General features: G+C 64.6%; 24 protein-coding genes. 12 read left to right on the plus strand and 12 right to left on the minus strand.

The window, feature by feature from the left end; translation table 11 throughout:
• Positions 1-3: 3 nt before the first annotated feature.
• From FDM28_RS09715 to hutC, 5 genes are read right to left on the minus strand one after another with little or no spacing between them, the layout of a single operon-like run.
• Positions 4-1,386, minus strand: coding sequence for a formimidoylglutamate deiminase (locus FDM28_RS09715; protein WP_138514944.1), 1,383 nt, complete (start codon positions 1,384-1,386; stop codon positions 4-6).
• Positions 1,383-2,192 (minus strand): N-formylglutamate deformylase, encoded by an 810-nt coding sequence (gene hutG / locus FDM28_RS09720; RefSeq protein ID WP_138514945.1) that lies wholly within the window; start codon positions 2,190-2,192, stop codon positions 1,383-1,385. Before hutG ends, FDM28_RS09715 begins: the two co-directional genes overlap by 4 nt.
• On the minus strand, positions 2,189-3,406 hold the full coding sequence (gene hutI / locus FDM28_RS09725) for an imidazolonepropionase (protein ID WP_138514946.1): 1,218 nt from the start codon (positions 3,404-3,406) through the stop codon (positions 2,189-2,191). Before hutI ends, hutG begins: the two co-directional genes overlap by 4 nt.
• A complete protein-coding gene (locus tag FDM28_RS09730) occupies positions 3,403-3,993 on the minus strand; it encodes a HutD/Ves family protein (RefSeq protein WP_138514947.1) in 591 nt (196 codons plus the stop codon). Before FDM28_RS09730 ends, hutI begins: the two co-directional genes overlap by 4 nt.
• Positions 3,990-4,691 (minus strand): histidine utilization repressor, encoded by a 702-nt coding sequence (gene hutC, locus FDM28_RS09735; protein WP_138514948.1) that lies wholly within the window; start codon positions 4,689-4,691, stop codon positions 3,990-3,992. Before hutC ends, FDM28_RS09730 begins: the two co-directional genes overlap by 4 nt.
• Before the next feature lie 91 nt (positions 4,692-4,782).
• Here hutC and hutU point away from each other — a divergent pair, with 91 nt between their 5' ends.
• From hutU to FDM28_RS09780, 9 genes are all read left to right on the plus strand, one after another.
• Positions 4,783-6,486 (plus strand): urocanate hydratase, encoded by a 1,704-nt coding sequence (gene hutU, locus FDM28_RS09740; protein WP_138514949.1) that lies wholly within the window; start codon positions 4,783-4,785, stop codon positions 6,484-6,486.
• Positions 6,487-6,597: 111 nt separating this feature from the next.
• Positions 6,598-8,145 carry a histidine ammonia-lyase gene (hutH, locus tag FDM28_RS09745; protein ID WP_138514950.1) on the plus strand — a complete coding sequence of 516 codons (1,548 nt, stop codon included), beginning with the start codon at positions 6,598-6,600 and terminating at the stop codon, positions 8,143-8,145.
• 106 nt (positions 8,146-8,251) lie between these two features.
• Entirely contained in the window at positions 8,252-8,530 is a 279-nt protein-coding gene (locus FDM28_RS09750; protein WP_138514951.1) for a hypothetical protein, read from the plus strand.
• Positions 8,531-8,543: 13 nt separating this feature from the next.
• Entirely contained in the window at positions 8,544-9,356 is an 813-nt protein-coding gene (locus tag FDM28_RS09755) for a phytanoyl-CoA dioxygenase family protein (protein WP_138514952.1), read from the plus strand.
• 5 nt (positions 9,357-9,361) lie between these two features.
• Positions 9,362-10,579 (plus strand): LysR family transcriptional regulator, encoded by a 1,218-nt coding sequence (locus FDM28_RS09760; RefSeq protein WP_138514953.1) that lies wholly within the window; start codon positions 9,362-9,364, stop codon positions 10,577-10,579.
• Positions 10,580-10,676: 97 nt separating this feature from the next.
• Complete coding sequence (locus FDM28_RS09765) at positions 10,677-11,849, plus strand: ABC transporter substrate-binding protein (RefSeq protein ID WP_138514954.1); 1,173 nt, start codon at positions 10,677-10,679, stop codon at positions 11,847-11,849.
• A 2-nt stretch (positions 11,850-11,851) separates the two neighbouring features.
• Positions 11,852-12,580 carry an alpha/beta fold hydrolase gene (locus FDM28_RS09770; RefSeq protein ID WP_138514955.1) on the plus strand — a complete coding sequence of 243 codons (729 nt, stop codon included), beginning with the start codon at positions 11,852-11,854 and terminating at the stop codon, positions 12,578-12,580.
• The gene (locus FDM28_RS09775) at positions 12,577-13,020 is read left to right on the plus strand and encodes an SgcJ/EcaC family oxidoreductase (protein WP_138514956.1); all 444 of its coding nucleotides are present in this window, start codon (positions 12,577-12,579) and stop codon (positions 13,018-13,020) included. The genes FDM28_RS09770 and FDM28_RS09775 overlap by 4 nt, the downstream gene beginning before the upstream one ends.
• 155 nt (positions 13,021-13,175) lie before the next feature.
• Entirely contained in the window at positions 13,176-14,471 is a 1,296-nt protein-coding gene (locus FDM28_RS09780; RefSeq protein WP_138514957.1) for an acetyl-CoA hydrolase/transferase family protein, read from the plus strand.
• A 21-nt stretch (positions 14,472-14,492) separates the two neighbouring features.
• Here the strand turns inward: FDM28_RS09780 and FDM28_RS09785 are convergent, their stop codons facing one another.
• The gene (locus tag FDM28_RS09785; protein ID WP_138514958.1) at positions 14,493-15,533 is read right to left on the minus strand and encodes a zinc-dependent alcohol dehydrogenase family protein; all 1,041 of its coding nucleotides are present in this window, start codon (positions 15,531-15,533) and stop codon (positions 14,493-14,495) included.
• 158 nt (positions 15,534-15,691) lie between these two features.
• Between FDM28_RS09785 and FDM28_RS09790 the strand changes: the two genes are divergently transcribed.
• Positions 15,692-16,744, plus strand: coding sequence for a DMT family transporter (locus tag FDM28_RS09790; RefSeq protein ID WP_138514959.1), 1,053 nt, complete (start codon positions 15,692-15,694; stop codon positions 16,742-16,744).
• Positions 16,745-16,781: 37 nt separating this feature from the next.
• On the opposite strand, the gene FDM28_RS17650 is transcribed toward FDM28_RS09790, so the two are convergent.
• The 3 genes from FDM28_RS17650 to kynU all read right to left on the minus strand — a co-directional run bounded on the left by FDM28_RS17650 (position 16,782) and on the right by kynU (position 19,558).
• Positions 16,782-16,922 (minus strand): hypothetical protein, encoded by a 141-nt coding sequence (locus FDM28_RS17650; RefSeq protein WP_170211697.1) that lies wholly within the window; start codon positions 16,920-16,922, stop codon positions 16,782-16,784.
• A 180-nt stretch (positions 16,923-17,102) separates the two neighbouring features.
• Positions 17,103-17,942: a tryptophan 2,3-dioxygenase gene (kynA, locus tag FDM28_RS09795; protein WP_138514960.1), complete on the minus strand. Its 840-nt coding sequence runs from the start codon at positions 17,940-17,942 to the stop codon at positions 17,103-17,105.
• A 305-nt stretch (positions 17,943-18,247) separates the two neighbouring features.
• Entirely contained in the window at positions 18,248-19,558 is a 1,311-nt protein-coding gene (gene kynU, locus FDM28_RS09800) for a kynureninase (RefSeq protein WP_138514961.1), read from the minus strand.
• 117 nt (positions 19,559-19,675) lie between these two features.
• Here kynU and FDM28_RS09805 point away from each other — a divergent pair, with 117 nt between their 5' ends.
• Entirely contained in the window at positions 19,676-20,179 is a 504-nt protein-coding gene (locus FDM28_RS09805; RefSeq protein WP_138514962.1) for a hypothetical protein, read from the plus strand.
• A gap of 27 nt (positions 20,180-20,206) precedes the next feature.
• Here FDM28_RS09805 and argF read toward each other — a convergent pair whose 3' ends face one another.
• Together argF and FDM28_RS09815 are read right to left on the minus strand one after the other, a co-directional pair.
• Positions 20,207-21,178 (minus strand): ornithine carbamoyltransferase, encoded by a 972-nt coding sequence (argF, locus tag FDM28_RS09810; protein ID WP_138514963.1) that lies wholly within the window; start codon positions 21,176-21,178, stop codon positions 20,207-20,209.
• Positions 21,175-22,392, minus strand: coding sequence for an aspartate aminotransferase family protein (locus FDM28_RS09815; RefSeq protein ID WP_138514964.1), 1,218 nt, complete (start codon positions 22,390-22,392; stop codon positions 21,175-21,177). The genes argF and FDM28_RS09815 overlap by 4 nt, the downstream gene beginning before the upstream one ends.
• Positions 22,393-22,635: 243 nt before the next feature.
• On the opposite strand from FDM28_RS09815, the gene FDM28_RS09820 reads away from it, so the two are divergent.
• On the plus strand, positions 22,636-22,974 hold the full coding sequence (locus FDM28_RS09820) for a DUF3579 domain-containing protein (RefSeq protein WP_138514965.1): 339 nt from the start codon (positions 22,636-22,638) through the stop codon (positions 22,972-22,974).
• A 123-nt stretch (positions 22,975-23,097) separates the two neighbouring features.
• On the opposite strand, the gene rpsT is transcribed toward FDM28_RS09820, so the two are convergent.
• Positions 23,098-23,397 carry a 30S ribosomal protein S20 gene (rpsT, locus tag FDM28_RS09825; protein WP_087494412.1) on the minus strand — a complete coding sequence of 100 codons (300 nt, stop codon included), beginning with the start codon at positions 23,395-23,397 and terminating at the stop codon, positions 23,098-23,100.
• Between the last annotated feature and the right edge of the window lie 91 nt (positions 23,398-23,488).

The following is a 23,488-nucleotide window of genomic DNA, read 5'->3' on the forward strand; positions in this document are numbered from 1 at the left end:
GTTTTAATCCATATTCCACAGCGCCTGCATTACCTGCCCAAATGCACTGGCGATGCGGTCTTGCGCCACGTGGCGCCCCTTGTGGATGACCCGCCGTCCGGCCACCCAAACTTCCTGAAACGCCGCTCCTTGGCTGGCAAACACCAGTGCGTCCAGCTGGTGGCTGGCGGGCACACCCAGTAAGCCCGGCGTTTGTACATCCAGCACCAAAGCGTCGGCGCGGGCACCGCGTGTCAACCCCCACAGCGCTTGGCCCGCAGCCGGGCCGCCCGCGTGCAGTGCCGCGTCGAACAAGCGCGCGGCCGTGGCCGGTTGCTGGGTGGGAGCGGCGGCCACATTGCGCTGCTGCAAGCGCAGGCGCTGGCCGTATTCCAGCCAGCGCAGCTCTTCGGCCCACTGGCGGCCCACATGGCTGTCCGAGCCCAGCGCCATGGGCACGCCCGCGGCCAGCCAGGCGGGCAGGTCGGCAAAGCCGTCGCCCAGGTTGCCCTCGGTGCTGGGGCAGATGACCATGCCCGCGCCGCTGCGCGCTACGGCGTCTATCTCGGCCTGTTCGGTGTGGGTGGCGTGCACCAGCTGCCAGCGCGTGTCCATCGCCCAGCGCTGGCCCAGCCAGGCGATGGGGCGCTGGCCGGTGGCGGCCAGGCAGTCTCGCACTTCCTGCATTTGCTCGGCCACATGGATGTGGATGGGCATGTCTGCATCGCCCACTTGGGCGAGCAGGGCGTCGATAGATTCGGCCGAGGCTGCGCGCAGCGAGTGCAGGGCCACGCCCGCATTCACCAATGGCCGGCCACTGGCTTGCACGGTAGCCTGCAGCCGGGCAATGAAGTCCGGCGTGCCCGCAAAGCGGCGTTGGTCGGGCCTCAAGGCGGGCTGGGCGAAGCCAGCGCGCTCGTACAGCACGGGCAGCACGGTCAGGCCCAGGCGGGCATCGGCTGCCGCATCCGCCACGGCCCAGGCCATGGTGGCTTCGTCGGCATAAGGCTGGCCATCGGGCTGGTGATGCAGGTAGTGGAACTCGCAGACCTGCGTGTAGCCGCCTTGCAGCAGCTCCACATACAGCTGGGCCGCCACCGCGCGCAGCTGCGCGGGCGTGATGCGCAGCGCCACGCCGTACATGCGGTCGCGCCAGGACCAGAAGTCGTCGGCCGCCGATTCACGCCGCTCGGCCAAGCCCGCAAACGCACGCTGGAAGGCGTGGCTATGGGCGTTGACCATGCCCGGCAGCACCGGGCCGGGCAGCACGGTGGCGTGGGCGGGCGGGGTGGTGACATTAGGCGTGATGTCCGCCCAGTGGCCTTGCGCATCCACGGCCAGGCATACGTTCTGTTCCCAGCGGCCGTTGATCCAGGCTTGTGGCGCCCACAAAAGTTGCTCGCTCATGCGGGCCTCCAATCCACCAGGGTTTGCACCAGAGCTTGCAGCACCGGCAGCACAGCGGTGGCGCGTGTGGGGTCGATGGCGTAGGGCGGTTCTTCTGCCATGTAGCAGCGCCAGCACATCTCCAGCTGGATAGCGTGCACGTTGTCGGCTGGGCGACCGTAGTGGCGCGTGATGTGGCCACCCTTGAAGCGGCCGTCCACCACCTGGGTGAATTGGTTTTGGCTTTGCAATACTTTGGATAGCGCCTCGCGCAGGTCTGGCGAGGCGCTGCTGCCATTCACGGTGCCCAGGTTCAGGTCGGGCAGCTGGCCTTCAAACAGCCAGGGCAGCACGGAGCAGATGCCGTGGGCATCAAACAGCACGGCGTGGCCATGCACGGCGCGCAGGCGCTGCAGCTCGGCTTGCAGTGCATCGTGGTAGGGGCGCCAGTAGGTGTCAACCCGGCCAGCAATCTCGGCCTCGTTGGGTGCCATGCCCTCGAGGTAGAGCGGCTCGCCGCTGAAGAAGCGGGTGGGGCAGAGCTCGGTGTTGTTCACGCCGGGGTACATGGGGGCGTTCTCAGGCGGGCGGTTCAGGTCCACCACATAGCGGGCGTAGCGCGGCACGATGGTGCCCGCGCCCATGGCGCGCACAAAGGCGTACAGCGCCTCCAAGTGCCAGTCGGTGTCTTCGGTGGCCAGTGCGCGCGGCACCATGCGGGCTTGCAGCTCCGGCGGAATCTCGGTGCCCACATGGGGAAAGCTCACCAAGAGCGGCGTGCTGCCGGGTGTGAGGGTGAAAACGGGGGAGGTGATCGACGTGCTCATACCGTGCGCTCCAGCCCGCCGTGGATGACGCGGCGGCAAGGGTTGTGGCCAAACCAGTAGGCCAGTTCGTTCGGGTGCTCCAGGTCCCACACACAAAAGTCAGCGCGCTGCCCGGCCGCCAGTGTGCCGCGGTCATGCAGGCCCAAGGCACGTGCGCCGTGCACTGTGGCGCCGCGCAGTGCTTCTTCGGGCGTCAGGCGGAAAAGGGTGCAGGCCATGTTGAGCATGAGCAGCAAGGAGAGGCCGGGCGAGGTGCCGGGGTTGTGGTCGGTGGCGACCGCCATGGGTACGCCGTGGGCGCGCAGGGTGTCTATGGGGGGCAGCTTCGTGTCGCGCAAAAAGTAATAGGCGCCGGGCAGCAATACGGCCACGGTTCCAGCTGCCTTCATCGCACGGATGCCGTCTTCGCTCAGATGCTCCAGGTGGTCACACGACAGCGCGCCAAACTCGGCCGCCAGCGCCGCACCGCCCTGGTCGCTGAGCTGTTCGGCATGCAGCTTGACCGGGAGGCCCAAGGCTCGTGCGGCCTCAAACACGCGCCGCGTTTGGGCGGGTGTGAAGCCAATGTTTTCGCAAAACGCATCCACCGCATCCACCAGACCTTCCGCATGCAGCAAGGGCATCCAGGCGCAGACGGCGTCTACATAGTCGTCGGTGCGGCCCGCAAACTCGGGCGGCACGGCGTGGGCGCCCAGGTAGGTGGTGCGCACATTGAGCGGCAGCGCGTCGCCCAGCGCGCGTGCCACGCGCAGGCAGCGCGCTTCGTCGTGCGCGCTCAGGCCGTAGCCCGATTTGATTTCCACCGTGGTCACGCCCTCGGCCATCAGGCTCTGTACACGGCGTGTGGCGCTGGCCAGCAGCGCCTCGTCGCTCGCGGCGCGTGTAGCGGCCACGGTGGAGCGGATGCCGCCACCTGCGCGGGCAATTTCCTCGTAGCTCGCGCCCTGCAAGCGTTGCTCAAACTCGGCAGCACGCTGGCCGCCGTAGACCAGGTGCGTGTGGCAGTCCACCAGGCCGGGGGTCACGAGGGCGCCACCGAGGTCAATGTCTTTCTGTATTTGGGTGGTGTGTGCAGCAGGCAGCTCGGCCAGCGGGCCGGCCCACACGATGCGTTCCTTGTGAGTGAGCAGGGCGCCGTCCGGCACCCATCCCCACGGGTTGGGGCCCGCCAAGGTGGCCAGGCGGGCGTGACGCCACAGGGTGAGGGCGTTCATGCGTGACCTCCTATCGTGAGGCTGGCCGGCGAGAAGCCCAGCCAGTAGGCACAGGCGGGCTCGCCTGCATCGTCAGCTACAAACTGCCAAGCCGCACCGCGTGGTGCCGGGTGCCAGAGCAAGGTGTGGGCGTCCAGGTGTTGCTGTTGCACGCCATCGCTCCAGGTGCCGGCATGGCAGGTGTACACGCCACAGGTGCTGAAGGTGGCGGTCCACGCTTGCCCCGGGCGCACGGTTTGCATAAAGCCCCGGCCCTTGCGTGCCATCAGGTTCAGGTCCTGGGTGGGGCCATCTAGCAGGCGGCAGGCGGGGGCAGCCGCGCCGTCAAAACACAGGGGCGAGTCCCCTTTGCGGATTTTTTGTTCGGTGCCGAGTTGCAGGGCGACGCCCGCACCCTCCAACACGGCAAACCAGCGTTGCACATTGGGGAAGGCGGAAAACGGTCCGTCACGATCAATGTCCGCGCGGCTGATGCGCAGCTGCCAGTCACCTACCGGTGGCCAGGTCAGCAGTTCGCGTGTTTGCCCGCCGCCGTTGCGCCAGGTTTGGGGTGCGCAGTCCTGCGCTTGAATGCGTTGCGGTGTCATGGTTTGAACTGCCCGTGAATCTGGTAGCGCGTGCCGGGGTGGACCAGGCGTGCCAGGGTGATGGGCACATCCCGGTTCATGGTGCGGCGCACGACGATGAGGCAGGGGTCTGCGGTGGTGATGCCCAGCAGCTCGGCCTCGTGTGGGCTGGGCGGACCGGCCTCGATGGAGTACTGCGCTTCCCACAGGGGCGCCACCTCCAGCAGGTAGTGGGTTGGAGTGGTCTGGGTAAAGTCCACCGCCAAGTAATCGGGCGCACAGGCGGGGTTCACATAGCGGTCTTCGCACTGCAGGGGCACACCGTTCTCGTAATGCACGATGAGTGTGTGAAACACCGGCGCGCCCAGCGGCAGGCCCAGTTGCTGGGTCAGACCGTCGGTGGTGGCCTCTTCGCGCGAGAGCACTACGCGGGCCTGGTGCTGGTGGCCGCGCGCAAGGATGTCTTCGTGCAAATCGGTGATGGTGAGGGTGGACGACACGCGGGCCAGGTGCGCGGCGAAGGTGCCCACGCCCTGCACCCGGGTTACCAGCCCTTCGGCCTGCAGTTCGCGGATGGCACGGCCCACCGTCATGCGGCTGACCTGGAACTGGCTCACCAGCTCGGACTCGGAGGGCATTTGTGCCCCCGGCGTCCAGCGGCCATCCGCCAGGCCTTGCTTGAGGAAGTCTTTGACGCGGGTATAGGGTGCTTGTGCCATGGGGGTAAATTCTAGTTGCATAGACATGTCTAGACAAGTAGACTCCGCCGCATTCTTTGTTCAATGTTTGTTGTTTGTGAGGAAACATTCCATGGCATCCACCCCTACACCTGCCCAGGCGCGTCCCGTGCGCGCACCCCGTGGCACCGCGCTGCACTGCAAGAACTGGATTACGGAGGCGGCCTATCGCATGCTGCAAAACAATCTGGACCCCGAAGTGGCCGAGAACCCCGACGCCCTGGTGGTGTACGGCGGCATTGGCAAGGCAGCGCGCAATTGGGAGTGTTTTGACGCCATCCTGTCTTCCCTGCGCACGCTGGAAGAGAACGAAACCCTGCTGGTGCAAAGCGGCAAACCGGTGGGCGTGTTCCGCACGCATGCGGATGCTCCGCGCGTGTTGATCGCCAACTCCAACCTCGTGCCCAAGTGGGCGACCTGGGAGCACTTCCACGAGCTGGATAAAAAGGGCCTGATGATGTACGGCCAGATGACGGCAGGCAGCTGGATCTACATTGGCAGCCAGGGCATTGTGCAAGGCACCTACGAGACTTTTGTGGAAGCCGGCAAGCAGCACTACGGTGGCAGCCTGGCCGGGCGCTGGATTTTGACGGCCGGCCTGGGCGGCATGGGTGGTGCGCAGCCGCTGGCGGCCAGCTTTGCGGGCGCGTCCTCGCTCAATATCGAATGTCAGCAAAGCCGCATTGACTTCCGCCTCAAGACCCGCTATGTGGACGAACAGGCTAAGGATCTGGACGATGCGCTGGCCCGCTTGGCGAAGTACACCGCCGAGAAGAAAGCGGTGTCCATCGCCCTGCTGGGCAATGCGGCCGACATCCTGCCCGAGCTGGTGAAGCGCGTGAAGAATGGTGCTACCGGTGGTGTGCGCCCCGACATCGTGACCGACCAGACCTCGGCCCACGATCTGGTCAACGGCTACTTGCCCAGCGGCTGGACGGTGGAGCAGTGGCACGCCGCGCAGGCGGACGATACCCAACACGTCGCGCTGCGCCTGGCCGCCGCCCAAGGCTGCGCCGTGCATGTGCAGGCGATGCTGGACTTCCAGGCCATGGGCATTCCCACGGTGGACTACGGCAACAACATCCGCCAAGTGGCGCTGGACCAGGGCGTGAAGAACGCGTTTGACTTCCCCGGCTTTGTGCCCGCCTATGTGCGCCCCCTGTTCTGCCGCGGCAAGGGCCCCTTCCGCTGGGTGGCACTGAGTGGTGACCCGGAAGACATCCGCAAGACCGACGCGAAGATGAAAGAGCTGTTCCCCGAAGACACCGCGTTGCACCGCTGGCTGGACATGGCCGGTGAGCGCATCGCCTTCCAGGGCCTGCCCGCGCGCATCTGCTGGATCGGCCTGGGCGAGCGTCACCGCGCCGGTTTGGCCTTCAACGAGATGGTCAAGAGTGGCGAGTTGAAAGCCCCCGTCGTCATCGGCCGCGACCACCTGGACAGTGGCAGTGTGGCGTCCCCCAACCGCGAAACCGAAAGCATGCAGGACGGCAGCGATGCCGTGAGCGACTGGCCGCTGCTCAACGCACTGCTCAACACCGCCGGCGGCGCCAGCTGGGTCAGCCTGCACCATGGCGGCGGCGTGGGCATGGGCTACAGCCAACACAGCGGCGTGGTCATCGTGGCCGATGGCACGGACGCAGCGGCCCAGCGCCTGGAGCGCGTGCTGTGGAACGACCCCGGTACGGGCGTGATGCGCCATGCGGACGCGGGCTATGACATCGCCGTACAGTGCGCCAAAGAACAGGGTATGAACCTGCCCATGCTGAATAGTTAAGTAGCACCCCTGTGCGCCTTTGGCGCTTCCCCTCAAGGGGACGACACCAGCAGCCTGGCGGAGCCAGTTCTGCGGTGTCTCTGAACACAGACACTTACTCCGGATATACCTATGACTTCTCTCGTTCTCAACCCCGGCAAGATCACGCTCGATGAGCTGGGCCTCATCCACGCTGGCGTGTGCCAGCTGAGCTTGCCCGAATCGGCCCGTGTGGCCATGCGGGCGTCGCATGCGCTGGTCAAGGCCGCGGCCGATGGCGACGCGCCGGTGTACGGCGTCAACACCGGTTTTGGCAAGCTCGCCAACAAGCGAATCAGCAAAGACCAACTGGCCACGCTGCAGCGCAACCTGATTCGCAGCCACAGCGTGGGCGTGGGTGAGCCGCTGGCCGCGCCCATCATGCGGCTGATGATGGCCACCAAAGCCGCCAGCCTGGCGCGCGGCTACTCTGGCTGCCGCGAGCTGGTGGTGGACACGCTGCTGGCGGTGCATAACGCAGGCCTGGTGCCCTGTGTGCCCTCGCAGGGTTCGGTGGGGGCCTCGGGTGATCTGGCGCCGCTGTCTCACATGACGCTGGCGTTGATGGGCGAGGGCGACATGATGGTGAATGGCGAGCGTGTGCCTACACTGCAGGCCCTGCAAGCCGCCGGTATCACCCCGCTGGAGCTGGAAGCCAAGGAAGGCCTGGCCCTCATCAACGGCACACAAACCTCCACCGCGCTGGCGCTGCACGGCTTGCTCGCGTTTGAGCCGGTGCTGGAAGCCGCGCTGCTGATCGGCGCACTGACGCTGGACGCCGCACGCGGCAGCGACGGCCCGTTTGACCCGCGCATCCACGCCGTGCGCGGCCAGCCCGGCCAGATCGATGTGGCCCAGTACTACCGCGAGGTGCTCAAGGGCAGCGCCATCCGCGCCAGCCACGCCGAGGGGGACGACCGTGTGCAAGACCCATATTGCCTGCGCTGCCAGCCGCAGGTGGTGGGTGCTTGCCTGGACCAGCTGCGCCACGCCGCGCGCGTGCTGCTGATCGAAGCCAATGCGGTCACCGACAACCCGCTGGTCTTCCCTGATGACGGCGCGATGATCTCTGGCGGAAACTTCCACGCCGAACCGGTTGCATTGGCCGCCGACGGCATGGCGCTGGCCATTGCCGAAGTAGGCGCGATTGCCGAACGCCGCATTGCCATGCTGATCGACAGCGGCGTCTCGCGCCTGCCGCCCTTCCTCACGGCCGATGCGGGGCTGAATAGCGGCTTCATGATCGCCCACGTCACCGCCGCCGCGTTGGCGTCGGAGAACAAATCCATGGCCCACCCGGCCAGTGTGGACAGCCTGCCCACCAGTGCCAACCAGGAAGACCATGTGTCCATGGCCACCTTCGCCGCGCGCCGCCTGCAGGGCATGATTCAGAACACCGCGCACATCCTCGGCATCGAGCTGCTGGCCGCCGCGCAGGGCATCGAGTTCCTGCGTCCGCTCAAGAGTTCACCCGTGCTGGAAGAGGTGCACGCGCTGCTGCGCAAGGACGTGCCCGCCCACCATGTGGACCGCTACCTGGCGCCCGACATTGCGCACGCCACGGTGCTGGTGCAAGGCGGTGCAGTGGCCAAGCTGCTCAAACCCCTGGCGGGATTACCCACGTTGTGGATTCCGGGCTGACATCGTTTCTGACAGAGCGGGGGAGGGGCGTGGCTGGATAATGGGTAGGCTCACCAAGCCGCCGCGCGACCGGATGGCATTTTTGTATTCATAGACGGACTTCCCCATGCCAAGCAACACCCCCTACGTTTCCAATAGCGCCACTTCTGAAGCCCAAGCCTGGGAGGCCCTCAAACAACTGGGCGATGCCGCACTGGCGCAGGGCGGCTTGCAAGCCGTGCTGCAGATGTTCGTGGGCACGCTCACTGGCGCCGAAGAAGTGGCCCGCGTGAGCGAGGAAGCCGGCCACCCCGACAGCCTGACGCCCGAGGTGATTGCTCAGTGGATTTACACCGACTACGCCCCCGGCATGCAGCAGGCGCTGGCGCAGGGTGCGGCCGAGTAGGGCGCACCGCACCATGCGCGACGCCTACACGCCCCCCGTCACCGTGCACGACTACGCGCGCCAAGGCGCCGTGGTGCTGCGCGGCGTGCTCACCCCCGATGAAGTGGCCACGCTGGCGCGCGGCATCGAACACAACCTGGCCCACCTGAGCCCGCTGGCGCTGGTGGCCAGCCAGGCCGACGATCCGGGCAAGTTTGTCGAAGACTTTTGCACCTGGCAGCACAACGCGGACTATGCGGACGTGATGCAACACAGCGCCTTGCCCCGCGTGGCCGCGCAGCTGATGCAGAGCGACACCGTGCGCATCTACCACGACCACCTGCTGGTGAAAGAACCCGGCACGCGCCAGCCCACGCCTTGGCACCAGGACCAGCCCTATTACAACGTGGCGGGTCGGCAGAACGTGAGCTTCTGGATTCCGGTGGACCCGGTGCCGCTGGAGAGCACGCTGCGCTTTGTGGCCGGCTCACACGCGGGCACCTGGTACATGCCGCGCACCTTTCGCGATCAGCAGGCCAAGTGGTTCCCCGAGGGAGCACTGGCCGAGCTGCCGCAGATTGACGCGCACCCTGACCAGTTTGAACAACTGGGCTGGGCGCTGCAGCCGGGCGATGCCGTGGCCTTCCACATGCTCACCCTGCATGCCAGCAGCGGCGTGGGGCCGGGCACGCGCCGCCGCGTGTTCTCAGCCCGCTACCTGGGCGACGACGCGCGCCACGCGGTGCGCAGCTGGCGCACCTCGCCGCCGTTCCCCGGACTGGCAGACCGCCTGCCCGATGGTGCGGTGATGGACGACGCACTGTTTCCCTTGCTGAACTGGCGCTAGGCCACATGGAGTTGCTGCCGCACTTGCGCTTGCTGCGCGCCTTGGCGGCCGTGGCGCAGGCGGGCAGCAGCCAGCGGGCGGCCACGCTGCTGCACGTGGCGCAGTCGTCTGTCGTCCGCGCGGTGCAGCAGCTGGAGGCCGCGTTGGGCAGCCCGCTGTTTGAGCGCGTGAGGCGTGGCATGCATCCCACCGCACGCGGCCGCCAACTGGCGTTGCGCGCCGCGCGCGCCCTGCAGTTGCTGGCCGATGCCGACCGGCACCGCGCGCGCAGCGCAGTGGTGGCCTGGACCGGCAGCCCGCTGGCACTGGGCGTGGCCGCACGCCACCTGCAGGTGCTGCAGGCGCTGGTGGACACGGGCAGTGAAGGGCGTGCCGCCGCGCAACTGGGCGTGAGCCAGCCCGCCGTGCACCAAAGCCTGCAGCAGCTGGAGCACATGGCGGCCGCACCATTGTTCATCCGCGCGCGCAGCGGTTTGCGCCTGGACGATGCGGGCGAGGGCCTGCTGCTCGCCAGCCGGCTGGCGCAGGCCGAGCTGCGCCAGGCCGTGGACGAATGGCCGGAGCCCGGTGCGGCCCTGCAGGGGCGGCTGGTGATTGGCACGCTGCCGTTTTCCACCACCATGCTGCTGGCCCCGGCGGTGGAGCAGTTGCTGGCACAGCAACCCCAGGTGCAGCTGGTGCTGATCGACGGCACCTTTGATGCACTGGTAGCGCAGCTGCGCCATGCGGAACTGGACTGCATCGTGGGCGCCTTGCGCAGCACACCGCCATCGGCAGACCTGAGCCAGGAGGTGCTGTTTGAAGACCGCCTGGCCGTGGTGGCCCGCGCAGGCCACCCGCTGGCGCAGCGCCGCCGCCTGGGCTGGGCGGCCCTGAGTACGGCGCAGTGGGTCATGCCCATGCCCAATACCCCGGCCGAAAAGGCATTTGCACAGATGCTGCAAGCCGCAGGCCTGCCACCAACCGACGGGCAGGTGCGCGCCAACAGCGCGCTGATGATGCAGGCCATGCTGCAAGACAGCGACCGTCTGGCGCTGATGTCGCCCCGCCAAGTCGCGCGCGAAATCGCAGCAGACCTGCTGGTGGAGCTACCCTTGCCGGTACAGCATGCGCCACGCCAGATTGGTGCCATGTGGCGCACCGGCTACCTGCCCACACCGGCTGTGGCGCAGTGGCAGGGCATCTTGCGGCAGGTAGGTGAAGCACTCGGGGATAGTACGTAGGTATAAGCAAATTGCATAGGTCAGAAGGCCTTTGCATTGGACGCTGCTGCGTGGGAATTGCACACTGGCGCCGGACACTAAAAACCGGAGACAAGCCATGCAAAAACGTACCTTCATCCGCACCGCGGCAGTTACCGCGCTGACCGCCAGCGTAGGGCTGGCCTGGGCGCAAGACAATACTTTCAAGATCGGCCTGCTGCTGCCACTGACCGGCCCCTTTGCCTCCACCGGCAAGCAGCTGGAAAACGCAGCGCGCCTCTACATCGCCCAAAACGGCGATACGGTGGGGGGCAAAAAGGTGCAGTTGATTGTGAAAGACGACACCGGCGTGCCGGATGTGAGCAAGCGCCTGGCGCAGGAGCTGGTGGTGAATGACAAGGTGAGCGTGCTGGCCGGCTTTGGCCTCACGCCGCTGGCCATGGCCAGCGCCCCGATTGCAACCCAGTCCAAAACACCCATGGTGGTGATGGCCGCCGCCACCTCCAGCATCACCGAGGCCTCGCCCTATATCGTGCGCAGCAGTTTCACCGTACCGCAGGTGGTAACCATCCTGGCGGACTGGGCGATCAAAAACGACATCCGCAAGGTCGTGACGCTGGTGACCGACTACGCGCCGGGCGTGGATTCCGAGACCTGGTTCAACCAGCGGTTTGTGGCGCAGGGTGGGGTGGTGGTAGAGGCACTGCGCGTGCCGCTGCGCAGTCCGGACTTCGCGCCCTTCCTGCAAAAGGTGCGCGATGCCAAGCCGGATGCACTGTTCACCTTTGTGCCTGCCGGTGTGGGCACCGCGCTGATGAAACAGTTTGCCGAGCGGGGGCTGGACAAGGCGGGCATCCGTGTAATCGCCGAGGGCAGCGTGACGGATGACGACATTCTGGATGCCATGGGCGATGTGGCGCTGGGCGTGGTGACGGCCCACCACTACTCGGCCGCGCACAGCTCCGCGCTGAACAAGCGCTTTGTGGAAGCCTACGGCAAAGCCAACAGCGGCCTGCGCCCCAACTTCATGGCGGTGGGGGCCTATGACGGCATGCGCGTGATCTACGAGGCTGCCAAGGCCACCCAAGGCGCGGGTGGAGATGCACTCTTGCAAGCCATGAAAGGCCAGAGCTTTGAGAGCCCGCGTGGCCCCATCAGCATCGACCCGCAGACGCGAGATGTGGTGCACAACATCTATGTGCGCAAGGTAGAGAAGGTAGGTGCCCAGCTCTGGAACACCGAGGTGCAGACCTTCACTGCCGTCAAAGACTCGGCCAAGGCGGGCAAGTGAGCATGGCAGATACAACGCTGGTGCTCTTGCCGGGCTTGATGTGCGATGCCGCCGTCTGGCAACCTGTGCTGCCGGGACTGCCGGCCGGGTGCAAGCCTTGGGTCGCGGACTACGGCTTGAGCCGCAGTTTGAGCGGCATGGCGGAACTCGTGCTCGCCCAGGCACCCGCCGGGCGCTTGGCGGTGGCGGGCCATTCCATGGGCGGACGGGTGGCGCTGGAGGTGCTGCGCCTGGCGCCCGAGCGGGTTAGCCATGTGGCTTTGCTGGATACCGGCCATTTACCCCGCCCCGCCGGAGAGGCCGGTGCGCAAGAGGCTGCCAAGCGCCACGCGCTGCTGGAGGTAGCCCGCAACCAGGGCGTGGCGGCCATGGCCCATGCTTGGGTGCAGGGCATGGTGCACCCCGATCGTCTGCAACACGCCGCCTTGCTGGACGCGGTGATCGCCATGTTCGCCCGCAAAAGTGCAGCGGTGTTTGCGGCACAGATCGAGGCCCTGCTGAGCCGGCCGGATGCCAGTGATGTGCTGCGCAGCTTGCGCATTCCCACCCTGTTGCAGTGCGGGGCGCAAGATGCCTGGTCTCCGCCCGCGCAGCACGAAGCCATGCGCGCACTGGCACGCCATGCCGTGTTGGATGTGGTGGCCGATGCCGGCCACATGGCACCCATGGAGCGTCCCGAAGCCGTGGCGGCAAGCCTGGTGCGCTGGCTGCAGCGCGAGTCGACTGTATGAGCACGCTCGCTGTGTGGGCGTTGCGCGCCGCCTGTTGTGACCTGGTACAGCAAGGGGCAGACGCTGTGGACGCGGGCCACGCGGAGGCCTTTGCAGCGCTTTTTACCCTTGATGGCAGCTTGCAGCGGCTGGATGGCACGGTGCTGCAAGGCCGCGCTGCCATTGCTGCTGCCTACGCGGCCCGCGACCCCGACCGGCTCACCCAGCACCTGGTCTGTAACCAACACGTCGATCTCGACGCACAGGCCACGGGCGCCACGGTGCGTAGCAAGGTGTTGCTGTGGAGCGGGCGCCATAGCAGCCCGCTGACTCCGCAGGGCCGTGCTGCAGATGCACTGAGCCAGGTCGGTGAGTTTGTGGACGCGCTGGTGCTAACCCCGGAAGGGTGGCGAATTCGCCACCGGGAGGCGCGTTTCATTCTGTTTCGCCGGGAGGGGTAATGCTATTGATTTGGTAGCTGCTTGCGCATATTTCATAAGGGCTATAGGCCTATTTGACGCATGAGTGATGCCACGAGTTGCCGTGGAAAGCACTGCGTCAGTTAGTGGGCGAAGAATCGGCGGATTCAACGTTTACACCCTTACGCAGGCTCCCCATGACGCACCAGCAGTCTTACGAACACAAGCGCACATCTGCCGACCAAGCCATACGGCAGGTGCGTGATGGCGACACCATCATCGTCCCTACCGGTGTGGGCGAGCCCCCCAGTTTGCTGACCGCGCTGTCAGAGCAGCGGCGCAGCTTTCGCGATGTGAAGGTGTGCCAGATTTTGGCCATGCGCAAGTACGGCTACATCGACCCCGACACCACCGAACATGTGCGCCACGTGGCCTTCTTTTTTGGCGGGGCCACACGTGCCGGCGGGCAAGAGGGGTGGATTGACTTCATCCCCAACTACTTCTCGGAGATTCCGGCGCAAATCGAGCGTGGGCAGATGGCTGCGGATGTGGTTTTCGCCATGGCGTCGCCTATGGATGAGCACGGCTTCTTTGCGTTGAGCCTGGGGGCGGACTACACCATGGCGGCCGTCAAAAAGGCTCGCGCCGTGGTGCTTGAAGTGAACCCCAACGTGCCCTTTGCCTTTGGCAACTGCCATGTGCACATCTCGCAGGTGGCGGCCTTGCTGGAGAGCGATGCGCCGGTCATGGAAGTGGGCCTGCCCAAAATCGGGCCGGTGCAGCAGGCCATCGGCAAGTACGTGGCCGATTTGATTGACGATGGCTCCACCCTGCAGATCGGCTATGGCGGCATTCCCGATGCGGTGGTCATGCAGCTCACCGGCAAAAAGGACCTGGGCATCCACACCGAGATGATTGGCGACGGCATCATGACCCTGGTGGAGGCGGGCGCTGTGACCAACCGGCGCAAGAACTTCATGCCCGGGAAAATGGTGGCCACCTTCGGCCTGGGTTCGGCCAAGCTCTACCGCTTTATGCACCGCAACCCGGGGCTGGAGATGCACCCGGTGGAGTTCACCAACGATCCGGCCATTGCCGGCCTGAACGACAACCTGGTGGCCATCAACGCCACCTTGCAGATCGACTTTTTGGGCCAGTGCGGCTCAGAGAGCCTGGGCCATGCGCCATATTCCGGCCCCGGTGGGCAGTCGGACTTTGTGCGCGCGGCCAACCGCTCCAAGGGCGGCAAGGCCTTCATCGTGCTGCCGTCCACCGCCAAGGACGACACTATCTCCCGCATCGTGCCTTCGCTGTCGCCGTGCACCCACGTCACCACCAGCAAGAACGACATCAACTACGTGGTGACCGAATACGGCGTGGCCCAGTTACGCGGCAAGTCCATGAAGCAGCGCACGCAAGCGCTCATCGCCATTGCTCACCCCAAGTTCCGCGACGAGCTGACCGCGCAGGCCAAGCAACTGAAAATTTTGTGAGTCGTCGACCGGTAGAGAGTGTCAGAACTCGGTGATGACGGTGACGCCGGCCACCTCGAACTTGTCCATGTTCATCAGCGCATCAATTGACTGTTGCAGGTTGATTTTTTTGCCCACCAGCTTGTCAGGCGCCAGCTTGCCGGTGCGCACCATGTCCAGCATGGCGCCGTAGCGGTGGGCCTGCATGCCGTGGCTGCCCAAAATCTCCAACTCATGGGCAATCACCTTGGCCATGGGGATGGCGGGTGCGCTGTTCTCGGCCAGCATCAGCCCCACCTGCACATGCTTGCCGCGCCGGCGCAGGTTGCTGATGGAGTTGAAGCAGGTGGTGGGGTGGCCCAGTGCGTCCAGCGATACATGCGCGCCGCCTTGGGTGATCTCCATCACTGCGTCGACCACGTTGGCCACCTGGGTGGCGTTGACCGTGGCCACCGCGCCCATGGCGCGCGCCATGGCGAGCTTGTCGTCCGAGATGTCGATGGCCACCACGTTGGCGCCCACTGCGTGGGCAATCATGATGGCCGATAGGCCCACGCCACCACAGCCGTGCACCGCTACCCATTGGCCTGCTGAGGTTTTGCCCTGATCGACCACGGCGCGGAAGGAGGTCACAAAGCGGCAACCCAGGCTGGCAGCGGTGGCGAAGTCCAGCGTCTCGGGCAGGGCCACGAGGTTCAGGTCCGCCTTGTGGATGGACACGTATTGCGCGAACGAACCCCAGTGGGTGAAGCCGGGCTGGAACTGCTTTTCGCACACCTGCTGGTTGCCGGAGTGGCACTCCGGGCAGCTGCCACAACCGCCCACAAAAGGCACGGTCACGCGGTCGCCCACCTTCCAGCGGGTCACGTCTTTGCCCACGGCTTCCACCGTGCCCGCCAGCTCATGGCCGGGCACGTGGGGCAGCACGATGTCGGTGTCATGCCCCACCCAGCCATGCCAGTCGCTGCGGCATACGCCGGTGGCCTGCACCTTGACGACCACGCCATGTGTCTCGGGCGTCGGGTCCGGCACGGTTTGCAGGCGGGGTGGGGCAGAGAAGGCTTCGTAGACAACGGCTTGCATGGGAGGTCCTTGAGGGGGCTGGGAAATAGCGCACATGGTAACGGGCGCATTCCGGTGCGCGCGGCCGAGGCCCATCACGGCTTCCAAGCAAACCTTCTACATGTTCTACTCCCTGAGCTGCCATTTCATCGCCGCCAACTTCATTGAAAAATCAACCCATGTCCCCCCTGATGAATGCACCCGCTTTGCGTGGTGGCCTGCTGGCCCTGCTTGCCGCTGTGCTGTTTGGTGTCAGCACGCCACTGGTACAAAAACTTGGGGTGGGGCTCGGGGCATTCAGCACAGCGGCATGGCTCTATGGCGGTGCCGCCGTGGTGGGGCTATTCACCCGGCGCCCCCGTGAGCAAGAGGCTCGATTGCAACGGTCAGACTTGCCGCGATTGGCAGCCATGGCTTTATTTGGCGCAGCCATGGGGCCGGTTGCCTTGGCGTGGGGGCTGCAGCGCACCAGTGGCACCAGTGCGTCGCTCATGCTGACCTTGGAGGCGCTGTTCACTGCCGTGCTGGCGTGGCGCCTGTATGGCGAGAGCATGGATAAACGCGTCTGGCTCGCCATGCTGCTCTTGCTTGCGGGCGGAATGGCCTTGGTGCTGGACCAAGGCATGCTGGGCAGCGTGCAAACCTTGGGGCTATTGGCTGTATTGGTTGCAACCGCGTCGTGGGGCGTTGACAACACGCTGTCACGGGAACTTGCCGAAAGAGACCCGAGCCAGGTCGTGGTGGTCAAAGCCGCCATGGGCACGGTTTTGACCATGGTGCTTGCCTGGCTCAGCGGTGAGTCCTTGCCAAGCCTGTATGTTGGATTGGGGCTGCTGGCCGTGGGTGCCACCGGGTATGGCTTGAGTTTGCGCTTTTATCTGCTGGCGCAAAGAGCCTTTGGTGCAGCACGCACGGGGTCTGTTTTCGCTTTTGCACCGTTCATCGGTGCCTTTGTGGCATTCGGCTTGGGCGACCGATCAGCTGGTTTCTTGATGGCAGTCGGAGGGAGCTTGATGTTGTGCGGTGTGGCCCTCCACCTGGCAGAGAGCCATGGTCACGAGCACGACCATGAAGCCCTGGATCATGAGCATGCCCACGACCATAACGATGGGCATCACAACCACACCCACTCCCCCATGCCCGTCGGGGTGCACAGCCACAGGCATGTCCATGAGCCCTTGCGGCACAGCCATACGCACGTGCCCGATGTGCATCATCAGCATGTGCATTGAGCCGCCGCGTGCTGTGTGATTAGCCGCCCTGAGTGCTTCAGCCCTTGGGAGGCGTCGCTTTCTGTGGGGCTGCGGTTGCGGGCTTCTTTTCCCGGAACTTGGCTGCCGCTGCCGCCTTGTTGCGGGCACGCTCACCCATGACGCGGTCCAGCTCCTGCTGGCTCCCGCTTCGTTTCATGTTGGGGTCTTTTCCAAATACGCCGGCCATAGTGATGTTTCCTTTGGTCCAGTCTACCTGACATCCCCCGGGGTGGTTGGTCTCCGTCTTGAGGATGTCGTATCACCAATTTGCTATCAAATTAGTAGCTGGTTGCGCATATTCCGCGAGCGCTAGCGGCGCATTTTTCTTGTAACTGGCCTACAGCGCCGTCCGCAGCGTCCAGATCTCGGGGAAGAGCACCACATCCAGCATCTTGCGCAAGTAGCTCACGCCGCCGGTGCCCCCGGTGCCGCGCTTGAAGCCGATGACGCGCTCCACGGTGGTGACGTGGCGGAAGCGCCAGAGGCGGAAGGCGTCTTCCAAATCGGTCAGCTCCTCGGCCAGTTGGTACAGGTCCCAGTGCGCCTTGGGGTCGCGGTAGACCTGCAGCCACGCCGCTTCCACCTCTGGGCTGGCGGTGTAAGGCTGGGTCCAGTCGCGCTGCAGGTGGCTGGCAGGCAGTGCAATCCCACGGCGGGCCATGAGCTTGAGGGCTTCGTCGTACAAAGACGGCGCTTCATACGCGGCCTGCACCAGCGCCAAGCGCTCGGGCGCATGGGCGTGGGGCTTGAGCATGGCGGCGTTTTTGTTGCCCAGCGAGAACTCAATGCACCGGTACTGAAAGCTTTGGAACCCGCTGCTCTGGCCCAGGTAGGGGCGCATGGCGGTGTACTCGGGGGGCGTCATAGTGGCTAGCACGTCCCAGGCGTGCACCAGCTGCTCCATGATTTTGCTTACACGCGCCAGCATCTTGAAGGCGGGTGGCAAGTCGTCCTGCGCGATATGCGCCATAGCGGCAGTGAGCTCATGCAGCATGAGCTTCATCCACAGCTCGCTGGTCTGGTGCTGGATGATGAACAGCAGCTCGTCGTGCGTGGGCGAGAGCGTGTGCTGCGCCGACAGGATGGTGTCGATTTGCAGGTAGTCGCCATAGCTCATGGTTTTGCTGAAGTCGAGCTGGGCCTTTTCGTCAGCGACGATTTTTTCGGTAGAGGTCATGGTTGGCTTTGTTCTTTAGTCGTGTTTTGGTGATCGCTGAAACGGAGAGCGGGGTATGGGCTATGGCCTCATCAGATCCTTCGGATCAGCAAATCGGCCATAACCCATACCCCGCTCTCCGTCCCGGCTCCGGGGTGGGCGATACAAAACGTGTGCGGGTGTCTCGGCGTCACTGTCGCTCGCACCCAAGGCGGGGAGGTGGTGCAGGTCTGGGCCGATTTGCTGCTCCGAAGGAGCTGATGAGGCCCGGGCCTGTACCGCCTACCTGCCGTGCGAGCACCCATCAAAACCTTGGCAGCTGGCTTTCAGGTCACCGCATGCTTCTGGTTGAACTCCGCCTTTTGCCACTCGCCAGTTTCCAAGACCTGGCGCAAGTGCTCCACCGCGTTCCACACATCTTCAAACCCGATGTACAGCGGCGTGAAGCCAAAGCGCAAGATGTCTTTGTGGATGCCACCATCGCCCGCACGGTAGTCCCCAATCACCCCGCGCGTAATCAGTGCCTGCACGATGGCAAAGGCGCCAGAGCCCAAGTCGCCACCAGCGGTGTGCTCGCGGGTCAGGCACACCTGCGAACCCCGCTGGGCGTGCTCACGTGGGGTCGCCAGGCCCAGGCCGTAGCCTTGGCAGCGCTCTTCCACCAGCTTGATAAACAGGTCCGTCAACACCAGTGACTTGGCGCGCAGGGCCGTCATGCCGCCCAATTTTTCGGCTGCCTCAAAGCCTTCTAGGCCGCAGCCCAAGAGCGACATGCTGACGATGGGCTGGGTGCCGCACAGGTAGCGGGTGATGCCGGGGGCAGGTTGGTAATCGGGGGTGAAGGCAAAGGGTGCCGCGTGGCCCCACCAGCCGGCCAGGGGCTGCCAGAAGCGGTCGGCGTGCTGGGGGTGCACCCACACAAAGGCCGGCGCGCCGGGGCCGCCGTTCAGGTACTTGTAGCCGCAGCCCACCGAAAAGTCGGCGCCCGAGGCTTTGAGCGTCACCGGCACCGCGCCTGCGCTGTGCGCCAGGTCCCAAATCATCAAAGCGCCGGCGGCGTGAGCCGCAGCGGTTACGGCAGGCATGTCGTGCATCGCGCCAGTGCGGTAGTTCACGTGGGTGAGCATCAGCACGGCCACGTCGGCCGTGAGTGCGGCAGCAATCTCTTCGGGCTCCACCAACTTCAGGGTGTAGCCGCGCTCTTTGCACAGGCCTTCGGCGATGTAGAGGTCGGTGGGGAAGTTGCTGCGCTCGCTCACGATGAGCTTGCGGTCGGGCGCGTCCTGCGCGGCGATGGACAGGGCAGCAGACAGCACCTTGAACAGGTTGATGGAGGTGCTGTCGGTGGCCACCACCTCATCGGCGTCCGCACCAATCAGGGGGGCAATACGATTGCCCAAGCGCTGCGGCAGGCTGAACCATCCCGCGGTGTTCCAAGAGCGGATCAGGCCTTGGCCCCACTCCTGGGTGACGACTTCGGCCGCACGGGCGGCGGCGGTTTTGGGCATCACGCCCAGCGAATTGCCGTCGAGGTAGATCACGCCTGCGGGAATGTCGAACAGGTCGCGCAAAGGGCGCAGGGCATCTGCAGCATCCAGTGCCTGGCAATGAGAGAGGGTGGTGGGGGTTGTGCTCATGTCAATCCTCAAGTTCGTAAAGCGGCGCAAAGTTAACACTTGGTTTCAATGCGTGGTGTCGGTTATTTTCAACAGGTTCACAATCGGGTTTTGGTTGCCGCGAGGCGAGGAGTTGGTATGCAGGTTTCGTTTCACACCGCTCAGGTTTTTTGGCGTTCAGCGTCGCTGGTGGCCGCAGGACTGGCGCTTGCAGTCAGCGCAAATGCGGGCAAGCCCGAGTGGGCGGGCAAAGGGCATGGCAAACACGGCGAAGACGAGCAGCGCTCAGAGCACCGGCAAGAGCAGGGCACCTCGGTGGAGATTCGCGTGGGCGGCTATTTTGGCGACGAGCAGCGCCGTGCGGCGTCGGACTACTACGGCCAAGAGCAAGCCAAGGGCCGCTGCCCGCCCGGTTTGGCCAAGAAAAACAATGGCTGCCAGCCACCGGGGCAAGCCAAGAAGTGGTCACGCGGCCAGCCCTTGCCGAGAGATGTGGTGTTTTACCCGGTGCCGCGCGCAGTCAGCGTAAAAATCGGACTGCCGCCGGCCGGCTACAAATATGTGCGGGTGGCGAATGACATTCTGCTCATCGCGATTGGCACCAGCATGGTGGTGGATGCGATGGAAGACCTGATGCGCTAAGCCCCGCGCGCATCAGGCGCAGGCAACTCAGAGCTTGCCGAGCAGCAGGTACTCCATCAGTGCCTTCTGCACGTGCATGCGGTTTTCGGCCTCGTCCCAGACCACGCTTTGCGGGCCATCGATGACTTCGGCTTCCACCTCTTCGCCCCGGTGGGCGGGCAGGCAGTGCATGAAGAGGGCGTTGGGCGCGGCCACCGCCATCATCTTGCGGTCCACGCACCAGGCGGCAAAGGCTTTGCGGCGGACTTCGTTTTCGGCCTCGTAGCCCATGCTGGTCCACACATCGGTGGTGATCAGGTCGGCACCTTGGCAGGCTTCCATCGGATCGCTATAGGTTTTATAGCTGCCCGCGCCCATTCCACCGGCGCTGGCGGCCAATTTCTCATTGACTTCATAGCCGCTGGGGGTGGACACACGCAAGTGGAAGCCCAGCTTGGCGGCGGCCTGCAGCCAGGTGTTGGCCATGTTGTTGCCGTCGCCCACCCAGGTCACGGTTTTGCCCTGGATGGGGCCGCGGTGCTCGATGTAGGTGAAGATGTCCGCCAAGATCTGGCAGGGGTGGAATTCGTTGGTCAGGCCGTTAATGACGGGCACCCGCGAGTTGGCCGCAAAGGCTTGTAGCTTGGTTTGCTCGTAGGTACGGATCATCACGATGTCGGTCATGCGGCTGATGACCTTGGCGCTGTCCTCAATCGGCTCGGAGCGGCCGAGCTGGCTGTCTCCGGTGGTGAGGTGCACCACGCTGCCGCCCAGCTGGTACATGCCGGCCTCGAAGCTCACGCGGGTGCGGGTGGATGCCTTCTCGAAGATCATGGCCAGCGTGCGGTCGGCCAGCGGGTGGTGGCGCTCAAAGGTCTTGAACTTGCGCTTGATGAAGGCTGCGCGCTCCAGCAGGTAAGCGTATTCGTCGGCGCTGAAGTCGTCGAACTGCAGGTAGTGCCGCACTGGCGGCGCGCCTTGGGGCAGGGTGCTGGGGACGGCGTTGCTGGAGAGGCTCATGCGGTTTCTTTCAAAAAGGCAGCAATCAGGGGCGCGAGGATGGCGACGATCTCGTCGGCCTCGGCCACGCTCAAAATCAGTGGGGGCACCAGGCGGACCACGCTGTCAGCCGTCACGCTGATCAGCAAACCTGCATCGGCTGCGCGTTGCACCAGGGCGCCGCAGGGCTTGGACAGGTCCACGCCCATCATCAGGCCCTGGCCGCGGACTTCTTTCACCCCGCCATTGGCAATCTCGGCTTTCAAGGCGGCTTCCAGACCGGCTTTCAGGTGGGCGCCCACCTTCTCGGCATTGGCCAGCAGACCTTCCGCTTCCATGATGCGGATGGTTTCGACCCCGGCGCGCATGGACAGCGGGTTGCCGCCGAAGGTGGAGCCGTGGTTGCCGGGTTGGAAGATGGTGGCGGCTTTGGGGCCCACCACCACAGCGCCCACCGGCACGCCGGAGCCCAGGCCCTTGGCCAGGGGCATCACGTCGGGCTGGATGCCTGCCCACTGGTGGGCAAACCACTTGCCGGTGCGGCCCATGCCGCACTGCACTTCGTCAATCATCAACAGCCAGTCGCGCTGGTCGCACAAGGCACGCACGTCGCGCAGGTAGTCCACGTGCATGGGGTTCACGCCGCCCTCGCCCTGGATGGCTTCAAAGAACACGGCCACGACATTCGGGTTGCCTTCGGTCGCTGCCTTGAGTGCGTCAATGTTGTTCACCGGCACGCGGATAAAGCCTTCCACCAGCGGGCCGAAACCGGCTTGCACTTTGGGGTTGCCGGTGGCGCTGAGCGTGGCGATGGAACGACCATGGAAAGCCTTTTCATAGACAACCACTTCGGGGCGGGCTATGCCCTTGTCGTGGCCGAACTTGCGGGCCAGCTTCAACGCAGCTTCATTGGCTTCCAGGCCGGTGGAGCAGAAGAACACATTGCTCATGCCGGAACGCTCTACCAACAGCTTGGCCAGCTCTTCCTGCAGGGGGATGTGGTAGTAGTTGGAGGTGTGGATCAGCTTGGTCAACTGGTCCTGCAGCGCTGGCACCAGTTGGGGGTGGTTGTGGCCCAGGGTGTTGACCGCGATGCCGCCCAAGGCGTCCAGGTATTCCTTGCCGTTCACGTCCCACACGCGGCAGCCTTGTCCATGGCTCAGGGCGATGGGCAGTCGGCCGTAGGTGTTCATCACGTGGGGTGAAGACGGCGTGGTAAGGGTGGCGGCGGTCATGTCATAACTCCGGGGTTGGCTACAAAACAGATCGGCCCGACTGCTGCAAAGGCCAGTCGGGCCGTTGAAGCCTGATTTTAGGCGCACTGGGCATGGCGGTTTCGTGACAAATCCACATCACACTGATGCGCACTCGCATAGCTGGTTTGTCATCTCCATGACAGCGGAGCGGGTAGAATTCTTGTGCGGCGCAGCACCGGCTTTTTACGGTGCAGTGTGCACCCCGAAATTTCGCACGTACTGATGGCCACCACTCCTCCAAAAGAACTCTACATCCTGGGAATCACGCGGCAAGGCAAGACCTTTCGCCCCAGTGACTGGGCAGAGCGTCTGGCCGGTGTTATGAGCCAATTCCGCCCCGGTGGCGCCACCCGTGGCAGCCACCTCGGCTATTCGCCTTGGTGCGTGCCCACCTCGATCGGACAGGTGAAATGCGTCATCGTGCACCCCGACCTGCGGGACTACGACGTCATGGCCTGGGATTTCTGCCTCAATTTCGCCCGTGACAACGAGCTGCAGGTTAGTGAGACCCGCCCTGAGGTGCCCGCTGCGCCTGCCGCCCGTCCGGCAGCTCCCGAATAATTTTTTGTCCTGACGACAGAAACAAAAAAGCCGTTCAGATGAACGGCTTTTTTGCTTTTGCTGACAGCGCACCCTAACAAACGGCGAACCTTGTTGCCAAGGTCCGTGCGATTGCCTAAGTGATTAGGCTGCGAGTGCCAAGGCTTTCACCTTGGAAGCCAAACGGCTCTTGTCGCGTGCTGCCTTGTTCTTGTGGAAGATGCCCTTGTCAGCCACGGTGTCCACCACGGCTTGCATCTTGGCAAACAATTCTGCGGCTTTGGTCTTGTCACCGGCCACAACTGCCTTTTCCACGTTCTTCACCGCGGTGCGGTACTTGGAACGCAAAGAAGTGTTTGCTGCATTGATTTTGATGTCCTGACGGACGCGTTTACGGCCCGACGCCAGGCGCGGGTTCTTTTTCTTGGGTTTACCAGATGCCATGATTAATATTCCTTGTGTTGGAGGATGTTGTCAGCAAAGCCGATGATTATATACCGAGGCCTGTAAAGCCGTCTGCGCAGCCTCGGCCAGC

The sequence above is a fragment of the Rhodoferax bucti genome (assembly GCF_005876985.1).
Classification (GTDB): Bacteria; Pseudomonadota; Gammaproteobacteria; order Burkholderiales; family Burkholderiaceae_C; genus Allorhodoferax; species Allorhodoferax bucti.

Coding starts and splice junctions, on each gene's coding strand:
- FDM28_RS09785 (WP_138514958.1), bottom strand. CDS start 15,533: ATGCAAGCCGTTGTCTACGAAGCCTTCTCTGCCCCACCCCGCCTGCAA.
- hutU (WP_138514949.1), top strand. CDS start 4,783: ATGGCATCCACCCCTACACCTGCCCAGGCGCGTCCCGTGCGCGCACCC.
- FDM28_RS17650 (WP_170211697.1), bottom strand. CDS start 16,922: ATGAAACGAAGCGGGAGCCAGCAGGAGCTGGACCGCGTCATGGGTGAG.
- argF (WP_138514963.1), bottom strand. CDS start 21,178: ATGAGCCTCTCCAGCAACGCCGTCCCCAGCACCCTGCCCCAAGGCGCG.
- FDM28_RS09790 (WP_138514959.1), top strand. CDS start 15,692: ATGTCCCCCCTGATGAATGCACCCGCTTTGCGTGGTGGCCTGCTGGCC.
- FDM28_RS09805 (WP_138514962.1), top strand. CDS start 19,676: ATGCAGGTTTCGTTTCACACCGCTCAGGTTTTTTGGCGTTCAGCGTCG.
- kynA (WP_138514960.1), bottom strand. CDS start 17,942: ATGACCTCTACCGAAAAAATCGTCGCTGACGAAAAGGCCCAGCTCGAC.
- FDM28_RS09715 (WP_138514944.1), bottom strand. CDS start 1,386: ATGAGCGAGCAACTTTTGTGGGCGCCACAAGCCTGGATCAACGGCCGC.
- FDM28_RS09775 (WP_138514956.1), top strand. CDS start 12,577: ATGAGCACGCTCGCTGTGTGGGCGTTGCGCGCCGCCTGTTGTGACCTG.
- hutH (WP_138514950.1), top strand. CDS start 6,598: ATGACTTCTCTCGTTCTCAACCCCGGCAAGATCACGCTCGATGAGCTG.
- kynU (WP_138514961.1), bottom strand. CDS start 19,558: ATGAGCACAACCCCCACCACCCTCTCTCATTGCCAGGCACTGGATGCT.
- FDM28_RS09730 (WP_138514947.1), bottom strand. CDS start 3,993: ATGACACCGCAACGCATTCAAGCGCAGGACTGCGCACCCCAAACCTGG.
- hutC (WP_138514948.1), bottom strand. CDS start 4,691: ATGGCACAAGCACCCTATACCCGCGTCAAAGACTTCCTCAAGCAAGGC.
- FDM28_RS09770 (WP_138514955.1), top strand. CDS start 11,852: ATGGCAGATACAACGCTGGTGCTCTTGCCGGGCTTGATGTGCGATGCC.
- FDM28_RS09755 (WP_138514952.1), top strand. CDS start 8,544: ATGCGCGACGCCTACACGCCCCCCGTCACCGTGCACGACTACGCGCGC.
- rpsT (WP_087494412.1), bottom strand. CDS start 23,397: ATGGCATCTGGTAAACCCAAGAAAAAGAACCCGCGCCTGGCGTCGGGC.
- hutI (WP_138514946.1), bottom strand. CDS start 3,406: ATGAACGCCCTCACCCTGTGGCGTCACGCCCGCCTGGCCACCTTGGCG.
- FDM28_RS09750 (WP_138514951.1), top strand. CDS start 8,252: ATGCCAAGCAACACCCCCTACGTTTCCAATAGCGCCACTTCTGAAGCC.
- hutG (WP_138514945.1), bottom strand. CDS start 2,192: ATGAGCACGTCGATCACCTCCCCCGTTTTCACCCTCACACCCGGCAGC.
- FDM28_RS09815 (WP_138514964.1), bottom strand. CDS start 22,392: ATGACCGCCGCCACCCTTACCACGCCGTCTTCACCCCACGTGATGAAC.
- FDM28_RS09765 (WP_138514954.1), top strand. CDS start 10,677: ATGCAAAAACGTACCTTCATCCGCACCGCGGCAGTTACCGCGCTGACC.
- FDM28_RS09820 (WP_138514965.1), top strand. CDS start 22,636: ATGGCCACCACTCCTCCAAAAGAACTCTACATCCTGGGAATCACGCGG.
- FDM28_RS09780 (WP_138514957.1), top strand. CDS start 13,176: ATGACGCACCAGCAGTCTTACGAACACAAGCGCACATCTGCCGACCAA.
- FDM28_RS09760 (WP_138514953.1), top strand. CDS start 9,362: ATGGAGTTGCTGCCGCACTTGCGCTTGCTGCGCGCCTTGGCGGCCGTG.